The organism is Paenibacillus sp. PastF-3, assembly GCF_029893135.1.
Lineage (GTDB): Bacteria > Bacillota > Bacilli > Paenibacillales > Paenibacillaceae > Paenibacillus_AQ > Paenibacillus_AQ nitricinens.
In genome coordinates this window covers 111,103-130,058 of record NZ_JARXWM010000003.1, presented here as the reverse complement: position 1 = coordinate 130,058, position 18,956 = coordinate 111,103, and the positions used below count along the sequence as shown (strand labels likewise).

Here is an 18,956-nt window from a genome sequence, read left to right as displayed (position 1 = left end):
TGATGAGCGCTCATACGCTTGGTTGTTTCATTGACGGGGCATTTATTTTGGGGCATTATTAAGAGAGTGAATTACAAATGAACTGAAATGTTATGGGAGATGAGCGTATGCTGTCGACAGAACAAATATTAGAGGTCATGTCGGGGCAAGGTCTGCGAATCACCGACCAACGCAAAACGCTTGCCAAGTTATTCGGCGAGAATAAGGGTTATTTGTCAGCGAAGGATGTCTATGAGCATATGGGCCGCAAGTATAGCGGACTTAGCTTTGATACCGTGTACCGCAATCTGCGTGTAATGGAAGAGCTTGGTGTACTTGAGCAAATCGTCTTTGAAGACGGAGTGAAATTCAAGGGAAGCTGTAATCATCAGGATCACCATCATCATATGATCTGCCTTCAATGCGAGAAAACCTACCCGATTAATTTCTGCCCGATGAATTTAACGGATACACCTGATCAATTCCGGGTAGTCAAGCATAAATTTGAGGTGTTCGGTTATTGCAAAGAATGTGAAGAGAACCGGGAAGAAGAACTAATCGCAGCGGCAGATAGCAAAAAAGGGGTTTAGAAATGGCAACCCTACGTAGAACGATTCAGGCTCCCATTCGGGTGTACCGCAAGTACATTTCCCCGATTAAGCCTGCAACTTGTCGCTTCTATCCAACCTGCTCTGCTTATGCGCTTGAAGCTATTGAAGTCCATGGTCCTGTGAAAGGTTCGTGGCTTGCTGCCAAGCGGATTGCTAGATGCCATCCCTTCCATCCAGGGGGACTTGATCCGGTTCCGCCTCTTGAGGAACACCCAGCGAAGAAGGATTCTGCCCGTGTGACTTGACACAAGCCCATACCATTGGGTATATTCACAGATAATAGTATGAATTCCGAGGAACGGATAAGTAAATCGGTACGTCCATTACAGAGAGCCGGAACGAGCTGAAAGCCGGTATGGAGCGTTAGATTGAATATGGTCCGGGAGGAACCGTGTTCGAGCGGGAACTGCAATTGAGGTTCGTGTAAGATAACGGCGTGTTCCAGCGTTAATGGACAGTTCCCTCTCGGGAACTGGCGAAGCCTGTTCTCTGTGAAGAGACAGGAAATTTGGGTGGTATCGCGTGAGTTATACTCTCGCCCCATGATAGGGGCGGGAGTTTTTTGTCTTTTTATGAAAGAAAGGATGATAAATCAATGAGCGAGAAAAAAACGTTTTACTTAACTACACCAATCTACTATCCGAGTGATAAGCTGCATATCGGACATGCTTATTCCACCGTGGCAGGAGACGCAATGGCCCGCTACAAACGTCTGCGCGGCTATGATGTGCGTTATCTTACAGGAACAGACGAGCATGGTCAAAAGATTGAACGGAAGGCAGAGGAAGCAGGCAAAACCCCTCAGCAGTTCGTAGATGACATCGTTGTTGGCATTAAGGAATTATGGCGCAAGCTAGACATCTCCAACGATGACTTCATCCGTACAACGGAAGAGCGTCATAAAAAGGTTGTTCAGGATATTTTTGATCGACTGCTCAAGCAAGGTGACATCTATAAAGGCGAATATGAAGGCTGGTACAGTATTCCGGATGAAACCTTCTATACAGAAACACAATTGGTTGATATTGTTCGAGATGACGATGGCGTAATCATTGGCGCAAAAAGCCCTGATAGCGGTCATCCCGTTGAACTGGTGAAGGAAGCGAGTTATTTCTTCCGGATGAGTAAATATGCTGATCGTTTGCTGCAATTTTATGAGGAGAATCCGGAGTTTATTTTGCCGGAATCCCGTAAGAATGAAATGATCAATAACTTTATCAAACCGGGTCTGGAGGATCTTGCAGTTTCCCGTACGACCTTCGATTGGGGTGTTAAGGTTAAAGGCGATGAAAAGCATGTAGTGTACGTATGGATCGATGCTTTGACAAATTACATTACTGCTTTGGGATACGGTTCCGAGGATCGCAGTCTGTACGATAATTTCTGGCCTGCAGATGTGCATATTGTCGGCAAAGAAATCGTTCGTTTCCATACGATTTACTGGCCGATCATTCTAATGGCGCTGGGTGAACCTCTTCCGAAAAAGGTGTTTGCACATGGCTGGCTGCTTATGAAGGATGGCAAAATGTCGAAGTCTAAAGGGAACGTAGTAGATCCAGTTACACTGATTGATCGTTACGGCTTGGATGCACTGCGTTATTATCTGCTGCGGGAAGTACCGTTTGGTTCGGATGGTACATTCACACCTGAAAGCTTTGTCGATCGGGTTAACTATGATCTTGCTAATGACCTTGGTAACCTGTTGAACCGAACAGGTGCGATGGTAGAGAAGTATTTCGGAGGAGAGCTTCCGGCGTATGAAGGAAATGTAACTGCCTTTGATGGTGAGCTTCAAGCGGCGGCAGAGAATACTTATGCCAAAGTAGAAGAAGCGATGGAAAAAATGGAGTTCTCCGTAGCGCTGACTGCTATCGGGATCTTTATCAGCCGCACCAATAAATACATTGATGAGACACAACCTTGGGTGCTTGCTAAGGATGAGAGCAGAACAGCTGAGCTCGCTTCCGTGATGAGACATCTTGTGGAAGGTCTTCGTACCGCTTCCATTCTGCTGCAGCCGTTCTTGACGCAAACCCCAGCGAAGATTTGGGAACAGCTTGGCATCGAAACAGGTGAGCTGACGACATGGGACAGTGGAAAGACTTTCGGTCTGATTCCGGCAGGAACGAAGCTGGTGAAAGGCAATCCAATCTTCCCGCGTCTGGATGTGGAGCAAGAGGTAGCTTATATCGCCGAAGCCATGGGCGCAGGTAAGTCGGCTGCTGAAGTAACTGAAACAGCCCCTGCTGCCCCTGCGGTATCCGAGCCTGAGGAAGAGCATAAAGAAGAGATCGGCATCGACGATTTCGCCAAGGCTGAGCTTCGAGTAGCTCAAGTCATTGCAGCTGAGCCTGTGAAGAAAGCCGATAAACTGCTGAAGCTGCAACTGGATCTAGGTTATGAGCAGCGTCAAGTCGTTTCTGGTATTGCGAAGTTTTACACACCTGAAGAACTGGTAGGACAAAAAGTGATTTGTATTGTGAATCTGAAACCAGTGAAACTGCGTGGTGAATTGTCGCAAGGGATGATTCTAGCGGCTTCTAAAGGTGATCAGTTAACTCTCGCCACAGTTCCAGACAGCATGCCAAACGGAGCTATTGTGAAGTAAGAGCGGTTATATAGAATATATAATTGCAATGGGTTATAAAAGAAAAGGAATGTTCCTTCAGCCAGTTAGGCTGTGGGAACATTCCTTTTTTCTAAGTAAAAGCAAGCAGGGATAAAGTGCTGGGTCATCTGATCTAGATGATTTATTATTGACTTATCGTAATAATTACTATTATACTTCTGATAGTAAAGATTACGATTTGAGAGGAAGATCATTTTAATGGTTGCTATGAGGTCACGAATAAGCCTACTCATACTTGCACTCGTGCTTGTATTTACACTCACTGCATGTGGACCAAAGAGCAGTGGAAGTATAGTTGAAGGGAAAGTAAATGTTGTAACTACATTTTATCCTATTTATGAGTTTACTCAAGAAATTGGTGGAGATGATATAAATGCCATTAATCTGCTTCCAGTTGGCGTAGAGCCGCATGATTGGACACCTCGCAGTCAGGATATTGTCAATACCTCCAAAGCGCAATTATTCTTGTACAATGGAGCAGGGCTTGAGGGATGGGTTCCTAATTTTCTAAAAGGACTGGATAGTAGCAGTAAAGTGGAAGCTGTTGAAGTAAGTAAAGGCGTTGATTTAATAATGACTGATGAAGATGACGGACATGATCACGGGGGAAGCAGTGAAGAAGATCATCATGAGGAAGATGCTGATCATAGTAGCCATGCTACTGGGGACAGTCTGCATACAGACCCACATACCTGGGTAAGTCCGAAATCAGCGATGATCATGGCTCGTAATATAAAAGAAAGCCTTCAGTCCGTGGACCCGGAGCATAAAGATGGTTATGAAGATCGTTACAATAAGCTTGCTGAACGTTTACAAGCATTGGATAGTAAATTTGAACAGGAGCTTAGCAAGCTGCCTAATCACAAAATTGTAGTTTCGCACCAAGCGTTCTCCTATCTTGCCCGTGACTATAAACTTGAGCAGCATGCGATTATGGGATTATCCCCAGATGCTGAGCCGCGTGGACAGGATCTAGTCAAACTGGCGAAGATGGTTAAAGAGGAGAACATTCGGTATATCTTTTTTGAAGAACTGGTCTCCGATAAACTCGCAAAGACATTAGCAGCTGAAGCCGGTGTGTCCACTATGGTGCTTAATCCAGTAGAGGGTCTTACTGCGGAGCAAGAAAAGAATGGGGATAACTACTTCACATTGATGGAGAAAAATTTGCAAAATCTGATTATGGCTTTACAATAAAAAGGATAGTATAAGGAAAAGGCGGTGCTTAAGTATGCAATCGGTATCCTTGGACTGCCATCAGCATATCATCGATATACAGGATCTTTCATTTTCATATGGCGAACAGAAGGTGATCTCAAATCTTAACTATAGTGTAAGAGAACGAGACTTCCTCGGTATCATTGGTTCTAATGGCGCTGGTAAAACAACATTGATGAAGATGATCGTCGGTTTGCTTCCAGCCAGTAGTGGTGAAATCAAATTATTCGGAACGCCTGTCCGCAAGTTTAAAGACTGGGAACGGATTGGTTATGTTCCACAAAAGAACGCCTTCAATCCCCTGTTTCCAGCAACGGTGCGGGAAGTAGTGTTATCTGGTTTGTACAACAACAAGAATATTATTCGAAGAGTATCTAAGGCTCAGCATCGTCAGTGCGAAGATGCGCTGGAAGTGATGCGAATACAGGATATTGCGGAGAAAAGAGTAGGCCAGCTCTCAGGCGGTCAGCAGCAGCGTGTATTTCTGGCACGTGCGCTGATTAACCATCCGGATCTGCTAATTTTGGATGAGCCTACAGTCGGTATTGATGCTGAATCACAAGCAGGATTCTTTGATTTAATTACACATATGCATGCTCATCATCATATGACATTCCTTATGGTGTCGCATGATATCGACATGATTAAGAATTACTTAGGGAATGAACCTGTGCAAACGAACGGTAAGATTAACTTTTTCTCCCGTCATTCTCATGATTTGCAGAATTGTACAGAGGAGAATCTGCAGCACACGCTCTCTTAGGTCATACTTAAACTCTGGTAGTAGAGGGAGCCCTCGATTATTGGGGAGCGTACATAGAGCTGGAGAGTGGAAATTAGAGATAATTATTTATTGTTTGGTTGCATTTCTATTGATCTCAATCTTCATCTAATCCTTTCCGTATCTAAATAACGTGACGCTGTAAGCGTGCCCCGTAAGGGGCGAAAGCGATCTTACCTCGCGCCATCTAAGTTAAGTAACCCCACCTCCTACGCCAGTTGCACTTGACGGGTGTGTCCAGAGGGCAGAGCCCTTGGGGCCCTCCCTTGGAAGGGAGGGTTTGGGAGGGATCGAAAAAAGATTTTAATAAAAGCTTTTAAAAATGTTTCAATTGTTCTACGGAGGAGAGTTAAAGTTGGAAATTCTATTTAGCGATTTTTTTCAGCGAGCGCTTGCGGGCGGTCTTCTGATAGGTATTACAGCGCCGCTTATAGGCGTTTTTCTTGTGCTCAGACGTTTATCTATGATAGGGGACACGCTGGCTCACGTTACAATAGCCGGTGTAGCACTTGGCTTTTTAACAGGCTTCTACCCGCTGGGAGCCGGTCTTATTTTTGCAGTGGTGGCTTCCTTCGCGATAGAGAAGCTTCGCAAGGCTTATAAGAGTTATGCAGAGCTCTCGATTGCCATCATTATGTCTGGCGGGGTGGCTTTAGCCTCACTCTTTTTCACCTTAGGAAAAGGTTATAATGCAGATGTTATGAGTTACTTGTTCGGTAGCATTTATACGCTAAATAATACTGATTTAATCGTTGTGGGGATTGTGACGATTGCAGTAGTAGTAGTGGTTACGATGTTCTTTAAAGAGTTCTTTTTGCTTAGCTTTGAAGAGGATGCTGCAAGTGTAAGCGGACTGCCAGTGAAGCTGCTGAACATGCTAATTACCATTCTGACGGCGCTTGTAATCAGTACTGCGATCAAAATTGTCGGATCGTTGCTCGTATCTGCTCTACTGACCATTCCGGTGGCTATCAGCTTATTGTTATCTCGAAGCTTTAAATCCTCAGTCATTCTATCCGTCATCATTTCGGAAATAGCTGTTGTAGGCGGATTAGTAGTTGCAGGAGTTTGGAATCTGGCCCCTGGTGCTACCATTGTGCTTTTACTCATATCCCTATTAGTGTTGACTTTGATCGGTAAAAAGGGTTTGCCCGCTTAAACAGCGAATAAAATATACGGTATGCGTTTTTATAGGATGGAGCTACAAATATTTCCCTGAAGTGACTCGAATGCCGGAAGGAGAGCCGCTACCTTGTCTAATATCAATGCAGGAATAGCCTTAGCAGCAGGGGTAGCATCGTTTATATCCCCTTGCTGTTTGCCGCTTTATCCCTCTTACTTATCGTATATAACCGGATTATCTGTTCAACAATTGAAATCAGGTGCGAATACCAAAGAAATCCGTATACGCACCATAACTCATACATTGGCCTTTATTTTAGGTTTTTCAGCGGTTTTTTACACGCTGGGGTTTGGTGCCGGACTATTCGGACAATTTTTTAATGGTCATCGTGATCTGATCCGGCAATTATCCGCGATTCTGATTATTGTGATGGGATTATTTCTGCTTGGGATCTTTCAGCCGCAATTTCTACTTCGCGAGCGTAAGCTTGATTTAAAATGGAAGCCGGCCGGATATATGGGCTCATTTATATTTGGGATCGGTTTTTCTGCAGGCTGGTCTCCATGTATTGGACCGATTTTGACCGCAATTATCGCACTTTCCGCAAGTGAGCCTGGCACGTGGTTCACATTAATTACGGCCTATAGCATCGGGTTCGCATTGCCATTCTTTGTCTTGGCCTTCTTTCTTGGAGGAGCCAGACGTATCCTTAAATATTCAAATGTGCTGATGAAGATTGGTGGCGTTCTCATGGTATTTATGGGCGTTCTGCTCTTTACAGATCAAATGTTTCGGATCACAGTATGGCTGCAGGGAATCACGCCAGATTGGCTCGTTTTTTAGGTGAAATAATCAATTCCTGCTTCCGGAAAATGTTCGAATATCCGCTCTGTGATAAACTCTCGCAGGGCGGTTTGCTGTTCATCGGGATAGACATATTTATTTTGTCCCCAGCGTCCCCATTTCTTCTTACGCTTCTCCATGTCCATCTCTAGCTTGGATTTGGGGTAGCGCTTCTCTATAACCGTCTTAGCGGTTTTGGTGAATCGATGCTGAATCATTTCGAAGGTTAATCCTTTTCCAACTTCAGGGGGGAGGGTCTGGGCTAACTTGGCCAGTAGCTCAGCATAGCCTTCTTGCCAGCCGTCATACCAAATAATTGGGGCAATGATAAAGCCAAGTGGATAACCCGCCCGTGCTACCTTTCCAGCAGCCTCAATACGCTCCTCAAAGCGGGAGGTGGCAGGCTCGAAGTTCTTGATCACATAATCTGCATTCACGCTGAAGCGAACTCTGGTATGCCCGTTATGCTCCAAAGCAAGCAGGGGTTCAACATGTTGGTATTTGGTCACAAAGCGCAGACGGCCAAGGGGCTCTTTTGCCATAAATGTAATTAGTTCTGCCAGAGAACCAGTAATATGCTCAAGTCCTAGTGGATCTGATGTGCAGGCAGCTTCAAAGGTGGTGATTTCTGGATTACGCTCCTCAATATATTTTTTGGCAGCATCTATAATGTCACCTGTGTTTACATATACGCGAATGTAGGGCTTTGCTCCTAAGGTAGTCTGCAAATAGCAATAATGGCAGTGCCCCATACAGCCCGTGGCAATGGGAATAGCATAATCAGCCGATGGCTTGGATTGGTCAAATTTCAAAGTTTTGCGTAGGCCTACAACAAGCGTTCTTTTGGCAATTTTATATTGCTCGACTTCAGTTTCACCAGGGAAATTCATAATTCGATTATGTGATGTGGTCATACGATAAGGGATATTGTTAGCTTTTACCCATTCCATGATTTTTTCACCTTTAGGGTAATTTAAAGCATCCGGCTCGAAGAAAACAAGCTCTGGAAGAAAAAGCGCTGTAGGTTTTCTGGTTCTTTTTACAGTAGTGGACTCCGGCGTCACTATTGTCATACTTTCACGCTCCTTTGGAATGACGAGTATGTTTATTATGTCTAACTCAGCCCCAAGAGAAGCATGGCAAACATGTGCAACTCCTCTGTAAGTTCCTTTGAAGGACTTGCCAAGGTGCGTTAGAAACATGTATCATTGTTAGAGCAAGGTTTGGCCCGGCGCCATGCTCATTATAGAAAAGAGGTAAAGTTTAATGCCAACACCCAGCATGGAGGATTATTTGGAGCGCATATACAAGCTCATAGATGAGAAAGGTTATGCGCGGGTCTCGGATATTGCCGAGGGACTGGAAGTACACCCCTCCTCTGTGACCAAGATGATCCAAAAACTGGATAAGGACGAATATCTCATCTATGAGAAATATCGTGGGCTTGTCCTAACCACCAAAGGGAAAAAAGTAGGAAAACGTCTAGTTGATCGTCATCAACTATTGGAGGAATTCCTCGGGTTGATCGGAGTACAGCAGGAATACATTTATAATGATGTCGAAGGAATCGAGCATCACTTAAGTTGGGATTCGATTACGCGTATTGAAACGTTGGTAGAATATTTCCGCCGCGACGAAGAACGTGTACAGACTTTATATGCGATTCACAACGAACTAGCAAGCGATTCTTGAAATGTTTTTTCCCGAAACGGATACTGTCCTAAAAGTTATGCGTAGCAAGGCTTTCTTGAGCATAGGCTGTGGATAGTATAGCCGTTTCTATTTTGTTTAGTGCAACCTTTTCCAGTTTTTAGCGTCAAAACGGATACAGTCCTTTTTAAAAATATAAGAGAGTATGAGCTTTATCCGATACTTCTTATATTTTTTGCAGAGACAGAGACCACCTTTTTAGAAGGAGGCACTCACTCATCTGCATGAAGGATTTATCCGTTTTTTTCGTTTTTTTGGATACATATTTTTTAGATTTGGGGAGGAATTATGAATTATCGTAAATGGATGTTGAGCTTGTTAGTAATTATGTTGTTTCTGCCTTTATGGTCACCTGGTGCACGTGCCGCAGCAGTGCAAATTACCATTGAACTGGATGGAGAGGCGCTGGTTAGTGATGTGCCCCCATATATCACAACTTCTAATGTAACGATGGTGCCCATTAGTGTGATCAGTAAAGGATTAAATGCCGGCGTAGTATGGAATCAAAATAGTAAAACTGTAACCATTACTCAAGGAGATATGCTCCTTAAGCTGACCAGTGGCCAGAAAAATGCAATGGTTAACGATGCTTCGGTAGCGCTGGATACGTCCGTACAGATTAAGCAGGGGCGGGTAATGGTACCGATTCGTTTTGTAAGTGAGCAATTGGGATTGCAGGTGTTATGGGATCAGGTCAATAAGCATATTTCTTTGATCTCAAACATTGAACCGCCACAATCTGTCGATCCAGAAAAACCAACGACACCAACGACACCAACGACACCAACCGAACCAACATTACCTACTCTCCCTGGTGGGTCAACTAGTAAGGAGATGAAGGGAGCCTGGATCTCCACGGTGTTTAATCTAGACTGGCCTTCAACGTCTTCTGCAGGAAATGAAACGAAACAAAAGCAGGAGTTTGATAATTTGTTGGACAAACTCAAAGCTGTTGGCTTTAATGCTGTATTTGTTCAGGTAAGACCTTCAGCAGATAGTCTGTACCCATCGACTTTAGTGCCTTGGTCTAAGGTATTGACGGGTACACAAGGGAAGAATCCGGGGTATGATCCTCTAAGTTATATGGTCAGTGCTGCGCATTCCCGCGGCATGCAGTTTCATGCTTGGTTCAACCCGTTCCGTGCAACGACAGATGCTTCCACCTCAGCGTTAGCAAGTAACCATGTGGCAAAAGCACATCCAGAATGGATTGTGAATGCCGAGGGTAAGAAATACATTAATCCAGGTATTCCGGAGGCTCGCCAACATATCATCGACACGGTGATGGAAGTGGTTAAAGGTTACGATGTCGATGGTGTCCATTTGGATGATTATTTTTATCCTTCAAATGTTACTTTTGCCGATGATGCTGCTTATTCTACCTATAATACGAAAAAGCTTTCTAAAGCTGATTGGCGCCGAGATAATATTAATGAATTTGTCCGTCAGTTGGGAGAACAGATTCATAAGGTAAAACCTAAGGCTTCTTATGGGATCAGTCCATTTGGAGTATGGCGAAATATTAAAAATGATAGTACAGGTTCGGACACTAGTGCAGGGGTAACTGCTTATGACAGCATGTATGCGGATGTTCGGACATGGATTAAACAGGGCTGGATTGATTATGTCGCTCCGCAAATTTATTGGAGTTTGTCCTTTAGCACAGCACGTTATGACAAGTTAGTAGATTGGTGGGTTAAAGAAGTCGAGAATACGAATGTTAAACTCTACATCGGGTTAGCCGGCTATAAGGTCGGAGCCAGTGATCAAAAGGCTGAATGGCAAAGTGGGGATCAAATTATTAATCAGCTCAAATATAATGAGAAGTACGAAGAAGTTGCAGGTAGTATTATGTTTAGAGCGAATGACGTCGTAGTCCGCAATCCGTTCGGATTGTCGAGCTTATTGACCTTTTATTTTAAGTCCTAATCGATTAGTTGTTATTCATAAGGAGTCATGAATGTTCCCCCGTGCTCATAGATAAGCAATAGAATCTATGGGAAACGGGGGATTTTTGTGTATGGAGATTAACGCAGTATTTGAAGGAGGAGGCGTAAAGGGGATTTCTCTTGCGGGAGCAGTTGAAGCTACAGAAAGGGCAGGCTGGACTTTTAAAAGGGTAGCAGGAAGCTCCTCAGGTTCGATTGTAGCCACTTTACTAGCAGCGGGCTATGAGGGGAAGGAAATGTGTCGGATCATCCAAGGAACATCCTTTTCATCGTTTCTGAAGCGAGGCCCCGTTTACAATACTGCTATCGTTGGTCCTGCGCTGCGAGTGTTATTGAAGAAAGGATTATATTCTGGGGAAGCCTTGGAGTCCTGGATAAGAGCATTATTACTGAAAAAGGGAATCATCACCTTCCGTGATCTGCCTGCAGGTAAATTATCTATCATCGCATCCGATATCACAAATGGAAGGATATTGGTGTTGCCAGATGGCTTGGAGCAGTATGGGATCTCTCCGGAACATTTTGAAGTGGCCAAGGCAGTGCGAATGAGCTGCAGCATTCCTTATTTTTTTGATCCTGTGATGTTAAGACTGAACGGGCAAGCAGCAAGAGGGAAATCCTTTACCGAGCAGTTTGTGTATGTTGTAGATGGTGGACTCTTGAGTAATTTCCCTTTGTGGCTATTTGACGGCAAGAATAATGGGAGTATACAACCTGGGAACAGAATTCCTACGGTAGGTTATCAAACGGTAGGTAAGACCGATCCACAGCCGCATAAAATCAGAGGGCCATTCAGTATGCTCCAAGCCTTGGTAACTACCATGCTCTCTGCTCATGATGAAAAGTTTATTGAAGGGGATAAATTTGTTCGCACGGTAAAAATTCCTACGCTTGGGATTGGGACGACTCAATTTGAAATTACAAAAGCGCAAAGCGATGAAATGTATGCTGCCGGACTCAAAGCAGGAGAAGATTTCTTTAAGGAGTGGCGACCAAGATAACGAGCGCGTTATCCATATGAGAAAAAAGCATCCCGCACGTTACTTAAAACGTGGAGATGCTTTTTGGAGTTTTTATGAAGTTAGTGATACTTCGGAAGCTGATCATCATTTTTACCTTTACTTCCTTCGATCACTTGGAAAGGATAGCTTTTGCGTTTGCCTGGTGCAGCTTGAGTCTTGCGAATTCCTGCTACCTTTGACATGGTCTTCTGGGAAGGCTTCACTTTAACCTTAGATCCACTGCTGCTAAGAGCGTATTTGCCTGGCCCCATTTTTTTGTAAGCATAATAAATGATTGCTAACAGTACTAAGGGGAGAATCAGCTTCGACAGCGTAAAGAAGGGCTCAGTCAAGACTCCAATCACAAAACCGAAAATCGCAAGCGTAACCGTAATCCAAAAAATTAAAGCATGCCTGATCATAGATCACTCATCCTTTCGCAGGATCCAATATGCCGCCTGACACACTTGCCTCCGAATATCCTCTTGCTTCAATCGCAGCATCAAGCTCACGCATACGGTTAAAAGAGGCAATAGATACTTCTACCTGATCGTCTTTTGGCTCTTTGGTTGTAAGGAGTTGCAGCCACAATCCAGGGTAACCCAGATATTTAAGGCCTGGTACTTCTCTTACCGCATTGGTTCCCTTTAGAACTTCGAACGATACACCAATTACGACTGGCAACAAGATAATCCGCTGGATCACTCGTTCCCAAAGATTATCCCATGGGACTACGGAGTAAATGATCACACCGAGGATAATCGTCAGCATCATAAAGCTACTTCCACAGCGGTAATGCAGACGGCTGTATTTCTGAACGTTCTGAACAGTCAGTTCTTCGCCTGCTTCAAAAGCGCTGATGACTTTATGTTCGGCGCCGTGATACTGGAACAGTCGCTTGATCACAGGTGTTTGAGAAATCGCCCATAAATAGACCAGCAAAAGAATCATTTTGATGCCGCCTTCTATGAGGTTGTGCAGTACGTAGTTATCAAATACATTTTTAAATAAAAAATCCTCTACAAATACCGGAACAAGCGTAAAAATGAGCTTTCCGAACAAGAAGGAGAGAATACCCATTACAGCAACGCCAAAAATCATTCCAAGGCTCCAGCCCTCATCCTTTTTCTTCGGCTTCGCTTTTTCCTTCTCAAGATCTTCCGGTTCCAATTCATCTTCAGCGTAGGATTCGGCAGAATAGTTCAAGTGCTTAGAGCCTTTAGCGCTGGCATCTATAATACTGACAAGGCCGCGAAGCAGCGGAATCTTGCGCAGTTTCGTGACCCAGCTCTTATCGCTTTTGGGTACTTCTAAAAAAGTGATTTCCTGATTCTTGCGTCGTACGGCTGTTACATTGATATGCTTACCGCCGAACATGACACCTTCAATGACGGCTTGGCCGCCGTAACTGGGAGTTTCCTGGGACAACCAATTCACCTTCTCGTATTTAATATGATTTATATAATACATTGTAACTAATTTTTGAAGACATTACTAGTTGGATCGCCTTTTGCTGTACATACTATCTTCTAGAGAGAACGAGAGATAAATCGGCATTGAAAATAAAGAAAGCGAGGCAATTTCATGAGCAAATCTCATCAACAACAATCGGGGCATACAAATATTTGGCTTTTTGCACTCGAATTAGGTTTTTTTGCAGGATTAATTTGGGGTGGGCTTCATTGGCTAGTTTATTGGTTCAGTTTTACCCAAGTCAGCCCTGGCTTTATAGCAGAGCCTTTCTTCAAGCATGCGTTTTTGACAACAGCATTTGGACATTTCGTGGGATATATGATGTTTATTGTATTTTCGGTCATCGCTTCTATGCTGTACGTACTGGTTCTCCGTAAGCTGAAGGGGCCTTGGCCAGGCCTAGTCTACGGCATTTTATGGTGGGTGATTATATTTATTCCTGGTTCTCAGATGTTTCTTATGCAGCCCCCATTCAAGCTGCCGTGGAACACGGTCATTAGTGAGTTCTGTATTTTTCTGCTATGGGGAATGTTCATTGGATATACAGCAGCAATTGAGTATACGGACGAACGGAAGCGTGAGCAAAGTACAGCGCTTGCCTAACGGCGCGAAAAAACTTCTCAAGGGGATATCCCTATGTTAAAATACAATGTGGCTATTTCGAGAGGAGAATGAAAATGGGTAACAAGCGTGTCTCCAAGCTGCGTAAGGTTTTGCAGGATCAAGGATTGGATGCAATGTTGATAACTAGCGGTTATAACCGCCGCTATTTAAGTGGATTTACCGGATCGTCCGGTTATGTACTGGTGACAAGTGATGATTGTTATCTGCTGACTGACTTCAGGTATATGACACAGGCCGCGGACCAAGCAATGGGGGTTAAAGTTGTAGAGCATACAACTAAATTCATTGATACAGTTCGCGAGCTTCTGCCTTCTGGTAAAGAGGTACGTATTGGTTTCGAACAGGATGATGTTTCATTCAGCGCGTACACCGCATATGCAGAAGCACTTAAGCCGGCAGTGTTAGTTCCAATTTCCAAAGCTGTGGAAGACCTTCGTATGTTCAAGGATGAGGAAGAGCTTGCCGTTATGCAACGTGCAGCAGATCTGGCCGATGCTACATTCAGTCATATTCTGAACGTGATCAAGCCGGGTATGACTGAGCGCGATGTTGATTTGGAAATGGAATTTTATATGCGTACCCATGGTGCAACTTCTTCATCGTTTGATACGATTGTTGCTTCAGGCGAACGTTCATCCATGCCACACGGCGTAGCAAGCAGCCGCGTAATTCAAGGCAATGAATTCATTACCCTTGATTTCGGTGCATTACTTGATGGCTATTGCTCAGATGTGACAAGAACCATTGCACTCGGAGCACCGGATCCGAAGCTGAAAGAGATCTATGATATTGTGCTGGAAGCTCAGCTACATACTTTAGCACATATCAAGCCGGGTATGACTGGACGGGAATGTGATGCCTTGGCACGTGATATCATTGCTAGCTACGGATATGGTGAACAATTTGGACACAGCACAGGCCATGGACTTGGAATGGAAGTTCATGAGTGGCCGCGTTTGTCTAAACTTAGTGACGATATTATGCAGCCGGGGATGGTTGTAACTGTGGAGCCTGGTATTTATTTGCCGGGCATTGGCGGAGTACGTATTGAAGATGACATTGTGATCACAGAGAGCGGAATATCACTGCTGACCCATTCGTCTAAAGAATATACAGTACTGTAAGTAAGCGTGATGTAGTAGATTAATTATAATTTTGGAGGGATTTTAGTGATTTCAGTAAATGATTTTAAAACAGGTTTGACCGTAGAGGTAGAAGGAGATATTTTTACCGTTATTGATTTCCAACACGTTAAGCCAGGTAAAGGCGCAGCATTTGTCCGTTCCAAGCTTAAGAACCTACGTAACGGTAATACAGTAGAGCGTACATTCCGTGCAGGTGAAACGATTGGCCGTGCTATTATCGAAAACCGTGGTGTACAATATCTCTATGCCAGTGGATCGGACCATGTATTCATGGATAACGAAACTTATGACCAATTCGAATTGTCCGAAAAGCAATTGGAATGGGAATTGAATTTCCTTAAAGAGAACATGACTGTAAACATCGTTAGTTATAAAGGTGAGATTCTTGGGATCAACCTTCCTACCAGCGTAGAGCTTAAGGTTGTTGAAACTGAGCCTGGCGTTAAAGGAAACACGGCTCAAGGTGCTACGAAATCGGCCAAGCTTGAAACCGGACACAGTGTTCAGGTTCCATTGTTCATCAACGAAGAAGACATCTTGCTCGTTGATACTCGTGAAGGTAAATATATCTCCCGCGCGTAGGAAATAGAAGGATAACCTAGATATTACCAGAATAACCTCCCCGTTTATACGGTGGAGGTTTTTTTTATGAACAGTAACGGATAAAGATGCCATGGAAACCCACATTAAAATACTGGAAGTTGAGTAAAATAAGCACAGCTGAAGGGCGGATGCTGATCTTATCTTTTTTTTCGCAGCGGGGAATTTTAATAAATTTTTTATGAAACCATTAACGCAGGGCACTGTTTTCGTATTATACTGATTTAAAGCGGGAAACCGATTAGAAGCAACTACATAGACCGATATGGGGAGTGAATGGGACTTTGTCACTTTATGTTATGAAATTCGGAGGCAGCTCCGTCGGCGACACTGAACGAATGAAACGCGTCGCGGGGCGCATCGCAGACAAGCAAGATGAGGGACATCGCTGCGTTGTGGTTGTATCTGCAATGGGGGATACAACAGATGATTTGATCGATACGGCGAAGCAACTAAACGGGCAGCCGCCCGCACGTGAAATGGATATGTTGATGACGACAGGTGAACAAATCTCCGTCGCTCTATTGTCCATTGCCCTACATGGGATCGGGCGGAATGCTGTTTCTTATACAGGATGGCAGGCTGGATTCCGAACAGACGAAACTCACGGCAGAGCTCGTATCAATGAAATTGATCCGCGCCGTGTATTAGCGTCTTTGGAGCGTGAACAAATCGTGATCGTTGCAGGCTTTCAGGGAATGACTGTGGACGGTGAGATCACCACATTAGGCCGCGGTGGTTCGGACACAACAGCCGTAGCATTGGCTGCTGCTATAGAAGCAGACGTATGCGAAATCTATACCGATGTAGATGGTATCTACTCCACAGACCCACGTATCGTGAAGACGGCACGTAAGCTGAAGGAAATCTCTTACGATGAAATGCTGGAGCTTGCCAATTTGGGAGCAGCTGTATTACATCCACGTGCAGTGGAGTACGCTAAGCGTCATCAAGTTAAGCTGGTCGTTAGATCGAGCTTTAATCATAATGAAGGTACCGTTGTGAAGGAGGAAACAAGTATGGAGCAGGGAATCGTAGTTAGTGGTATTGCATTTGATAAGAATGTAGCACGTGTCAGTATTCTTGGAGTTCCTGATGTACCAGGTGTACTCGCTCAGGTCTTCGGCAAGCTTGCTGAAGAGGGCGTTAACGTAGATATCATCGTACAAAGTGGTGTACAGAATGAGCAGGCTGACTTCTCATTTACAGTTTCTCTTGATGAGCTGGATCGGGCGAAGGAAGTTATTAAAGAAATTCATAAAACATTGCCTTACCGTGAAGTTACCTCCGAGGATAACCTGGTGAAGGTATCCATCGTTGGTGCTGGGATGGTCAGCCATCCAGGGGTAGCGGCTCAAATGTTTGATGTACTCTCCCAAGAGGGTGTAAGCATCAAGATGGTCAGCACTTCTGAGATCAAAGTATCTTGCGTTATTGAATCAGGCAATTTGCCATCAATCATACAGGCGCTTCATACCGCCTACAATCTAGATACAACTGAGCAGGCTTTCGTCGGAGGTCCTAAAGATCGCCGATAAGAGCTGCTGAGTAAACAAAGAGGGATGCCTTACAGCCAGACGGCTGCGGGGCATCCCTCTCTTTGTCTTTTAAGCCAGTCTTGTTGTGGTATTCCTGCGGCGTTATGCCATAATGCTTCTTGAATAGATGAATGGTGATGAAATTACTAAGGAAGTGAATGACTCGTATATTTCAGCTAGTAAAAAATAAGCAAATGGCATCACTTATAGATGAAAAGGAACGCTGCAGATTTGAATGCAGCGTTCCTTTTCATCTATATAACAGCATGGGAGGTAAGTCCCTGAATTTTATCCTAATCGTTTGAACCGGCCCTGGATCTCTACAGTCTCCACAACATTGACGAAGGAGCTTGGGTCTGCCTCAAGAATAGTTCTCCGCAGATTTGCAAGCTCATACCGAGTCGTTACCGTCATTAGCATGGTATTTCCCTCATGACTGTATCCACCCTCTGCATTGACGACAGTGATGCCATGAGGTAACTCTCTGAGACGGGTTAGCATCATCTCCCGTTCTTTGGTAACGATGAAGCAGGTCAGCTTCACATGGCGAATATGGATCATATCGACTACTCTACTCTTTACAAAAATACAGAGCATAGCGTATAAGGCGGAATCCCAGCTTTTAAAGAAGCCTAAACTCAGAATCACTAATCCATCCATTAGGAACATGATATTTCCCATTGGAATATCACGCTTGCGAGAAATAATCGAGCCTAATATATCAAATCCCCCGGAAGAACCCCCTGTACGGAGAGAAAAACCAACGCCGCCAGCAATAATTACTCCGCCGAAAATACTTGCAAGAATGGGATCCTTGGTCATTTGCACCTCAGGAATAATGGTAATGAACCAGGTGGTAGCTACGACGGAAAGTAAGCTTAGTAAGATGTATTTTTTCCCCACTGCAATAAATCCCCAGACAATTAAAGGGAGGTTTATTACAAAATAAAGCTTAGAAATGTACTTCGGATCCGTTAAATAACCGACGACCGAAGCCACCCCTGCTACCCCACCGCTCAGAAGCTGATGAGGAATTAGAAACAATCGCATCCCGCTTGCAATTAAAAAGGCTGAAAAAATAATGATAGCTACTTCCTTGAGTGGTCTGACTACGGTCCGCATATTTTGCGGTAACCCGTAACTTCGAACTTGCATGACACAAATCCCCTCTTTTTCTTATGTCTTTATAGTCTGCTCTTTTTGAAAATATAAACCCACTATATTTCCAATTAACAAGGATACCACAGATGGAAGTGTTCGTAAAAAATAATTTTATCGTACTGATTATATTTATTTATATAGGTGTGTACTATGAACTCTTTCACAGTTGGACTTACAATTCTGTCATTTCTCCTTGTCTAAAGTGAGTAATTATCGCATATCCATGGATAAGAGAAGGACAAACAAGCCCTGAATATCATTTTGTATGAAATAGTAAAAGTTAGGAGTGGAGTGGATTGGACAAGTATGTAAGCTGGATGGCGACTCTTCGGCTGTTCTCGGGTAGTGCGGAGATTATAGCTGCGCTGATTATGCTGCGGTTGAATCAGGTAGACAAGGCGCTCGCAGTCAATTCTGGACTAGCTTTGGTAGGCCCGACGATCTTGATATTGACGACAGCGATCGGACTTACAGGGATGGCTCAGCAGTTGTCCTGGAGCAAACTGGGCTGGGTCGGTTGCGGTGTAGCCTTTCTCTTAATCGGGATTCTAAAAAAATGATAGATGATAGG

19 protein-coding genes are annotated in these 18,956 nt (G+C 44.1%); 15 read left to right on the top strand and 4 right to left on the bottom strand.

Annotated elements, in window-relative coordinates; genetic code table 11:
• Positions 1–107: 107 nt before the first annotated feature.
• From M2444_RS07880 to M2444_RS07850, 7 genes are all read left to right on the top strand, one after another.
• Complete coding sequence (locus M2444_RS07880; RefSeq protein ID WP_094874053.1) at positions 108–569, top strand: Fur family transcriptional regulator; 462 nt, start codon at positions 108–110, stop codon at positions 567–569.
• Positions 570–571: 2 nt separating this feature from the next.
• Positions 572–835 (top strand): membrane protein insertion efficiency factor YidD, encoded by a 264-nt coding sequence (gene yidD / locus M2444_RS07875; RefSeq protein WP_094874054.1) that lies wholly within the window; start codon positions 572–574, stop codon positions 833–835.
• 350 nt (positions 836–1,185) lie between these two features.
• The gene (gene metG, locus M2444_RS07870) at positions 1,186–3,198 is read left to right on the top strand and encodes a methionine--tRNA ligase (protein ID WP_094878369.1); all 2,013 of its coding nucleotides are present in this window, start codon (positions 1,186–1,188) and stop codon (positions 3,196–3,198) included.
• Positions 3,199–3,417: 219 nt separating this feature from the next.
• On the top strand, positions 3,418–4,416 hold the full coding sequence (locus M2444_RS07865; protein WP_481857477.1) for a metal ABC transporter solute-binding protein, Zn/Mn family: 999 nt from the start codon (positions 3,418–3,420) through the stop codon (positions 4,414–4,416).
• Positions 4,417–4,450: 34 nt separating this feature from the next.
• Positions 4,451–5,200 carry a metal ABC transporter ATP-binding protein gene (locus M2444_RS07860; RefSeq protein ID WP_094874056.1) on the top strand — a complete coding sequence of 250 codons (750 nt, stop codon included), beginning with the start codon at positions 4,451–4,453 and terminating at the stop codon, positions 5,198–5,200.
• A 373-nt stretch (positions 5,201–5,573) separates the two neighbouring features.
• Positions 5,574–6,377, top strand: a complete 804-nt coding sequence (locus M2444_RS07855) for a metal ABC transporter permease (protein ID WP_179281736.1) — start codon at positions 5,574–5,576, stop codon at positions 6,375–6,377.
• Between the two features lie 93 nt (positions 6,378–6,470).
• Positions 6,471–7,184 carry a cytochrome c biogenesis CcdA family protein gene (locus tag M2444_RS07850; RefSeq protein WP_094874058.1) on the top strand — a complete coding sequence of 238 codons (714 nt, stop codon included), beginning with the start codon at positions 6,471–6,473 and terminating at the stop codon, positions 7,182–7,184.
• On the opposite strand, the gene splB is transcribed toward M2444_RS07850, so the two are convergent.
• Entirely contained in the window at positions 7,181–8,257 is a 1,077-nt protein-coding gene (splB, locus tag M2444_RS07845; protein ID WP_094874059.1) for a spore photoproduct lyase, read from the bottom strand. The two genes, M2444_RS07850 and splB, sit on opposite strands and share 4 nt — an antisense overlap.
• A 193-nt stretch (positions 8,258–8,450) precedes the next feature.
• Between splB and mntR the strand changes: the two genes are divergently transcribed.
• The 3 genes from mntR (at position 8,451) to M2444_RS07830 (ending at position 11,844) form a co-directional block, all read left to right on the top strand.
• On the top strand, positions 8,451–8,876 hold the full coding sequence (mntR, locus tag M2444_RS07840; RefSeq protein ID WP_094874060.1) for a transcriptional regulator MntR: 426 nt from the start codon (positions 8,451–8,453) through the stop codon (positions 8,874–8,876).
• A 306-nt stretch (positions 8,877–9,182) separates the two neighbouring features.
• Positions 9,183–10,823: a family 10 glycosylhydrolase gene (locus tag M2444_RS07835; protein ID WP_280786665.1), complete on the top strand. Its 1,641-nt coding sequence runs from the start codon at positions 9,183–9,185 to the stop codon at positions 10,821–10,823.
• Positions 10,824–10,914: 91 nt separating this feature from the next.
• On the top strand, positions 10,915–11,844 hold the full coding sequence (locus M2444_RS07830) for a patatin-like phospholipase family protein (protein ID WP_280786664.1): 930 nt from the start codon (positions 10,915–10,917) through the stop codon (positions 11,842–11,844).
• An 80-nt stretch (positions 11,845–11,924) separates the two neighbouring features.
• Here M2444_RS07830 and M2444_RS07825 read toward each other — a convergent pair whose 3' ends face one another.
• Together M2444_RS07825 and M2444_RS07820 are read right to left on the bottom strand one after the other, a co-directional pair.
• Entirely contained in the window at positions 11,925–12,266 is a 342-nt protein-coding gene (locus tag M2444_RS07825; RefSeq protein WP_280786663.1) for a hypothetical protein, read from the bottom strand.
• 7 nt (positions 12,267–12,273) lie between these two features.
• Positions 12,274–13,221, bottom strand: coding sequence for a DUF1385 domain-containing protein (locus tag M2444_RS07820; RefSeq protein WP_373455847.1), 948 nt, complete (start codon positions 13,219–13,221; stop codon positions 12,274–12,276).
• A 207-nt stretch (positions 13,222–13,428) separates the two neighbouring features.
• Here M2444_RS07820 and M2444_RS07815 point away from each other — a divergent pair, with 207 nt between their 5' ends.
• The 4 genes from M2444_RS07815 to M2444_RS07800 all read left to right on the top strand — a co-directional run bounded on the left by M2444_RS07815 (position 13,429) and on the right by M2444_RS07800 (position 17,224).
• Positions 13,429–13,920, top strand: a complete 492-nt coding sequence (locus tag M2444_RS07815) for a YqhR family membrane protein (protein ID WP_094878364.1) — start codon at positions 13,429–13,431, stop codon at positions 13,918–13,920.
• A 74-nt stretch (positions 13,921–13,994) separates the two neighbouring features.
• Positions 13,995–15,065 carry a M24 family metallopeptidase gene (locus tag M2444_RS07810; RefSeq protein ID WP_094874066.1) on the top strand — a complete coding sequence of 357 codons (1,071 nt, stop codon included), beginning with the start codon at positions 13,995–13,997 and terminating at the stop codon, positions 15,063–15,065.
• A 45-nt stretch (positions 15,066–15,110) separates the two neighbouring features.
• Positions 15,111–15,668 carry an elongation factor P gene (gene efp / locus M2444_RS07805; RefSeq protein WP_042190473.1) on the top strand — a complete coding sequence of 186 codons (558 nt, stop codon included), beginning with the start codon at positions 15,111–15,113 and terminating at the stop codon, positions 15,666–15,668.
• A gap of 302 nt (positions 15,669–15,970) precedes the next feature.
• Positions 15,971–17,224: an aspartate kinase gene (locus M2444_RS07800; protein WP_094874067.1), complete on the top strand. Its 1,254-nt coding sequence runs from the start codon at positions 15,971–15,973 to the stop codon at positions 17,222–17,224.
• A 288-nt stretch (positions 17,225–17,512) separates the two neighbouring features.
• On the opposite strand, the gene M2444_RS07795 is transcribed toward M2444_RS07800, so the two are convergent.
• Positions 17,513–18,379, bottom strand: a complete 867-nt coding sequence (locus tag M2444_RS07795) for a YitT family protein (RefSeq protein WP_081382878.1) — start codon at positions 18,377–18,379, stop codon at positions 17,513–17,515.
• A gap of 302 nt (positions 18,380–18,681) precedes the next feature.
• On the opposite strand from M2444_RS07795, the gene M2444_RS07790 reads away from it, so the two are divergent.
• Positions 18,682–18,945 (top strand): YqhV family protein, encoded by a 264-nt coding sequence (locus M2444_RS07790; protein ID WP_371915730.1) that lies wholly within the window; start codon positions 18,682–18,684, stop codon positions 18,943–18,945.
• The last annotated feature ends 11 nt before the right edge of the window (positions 18,946–18,956 follow it).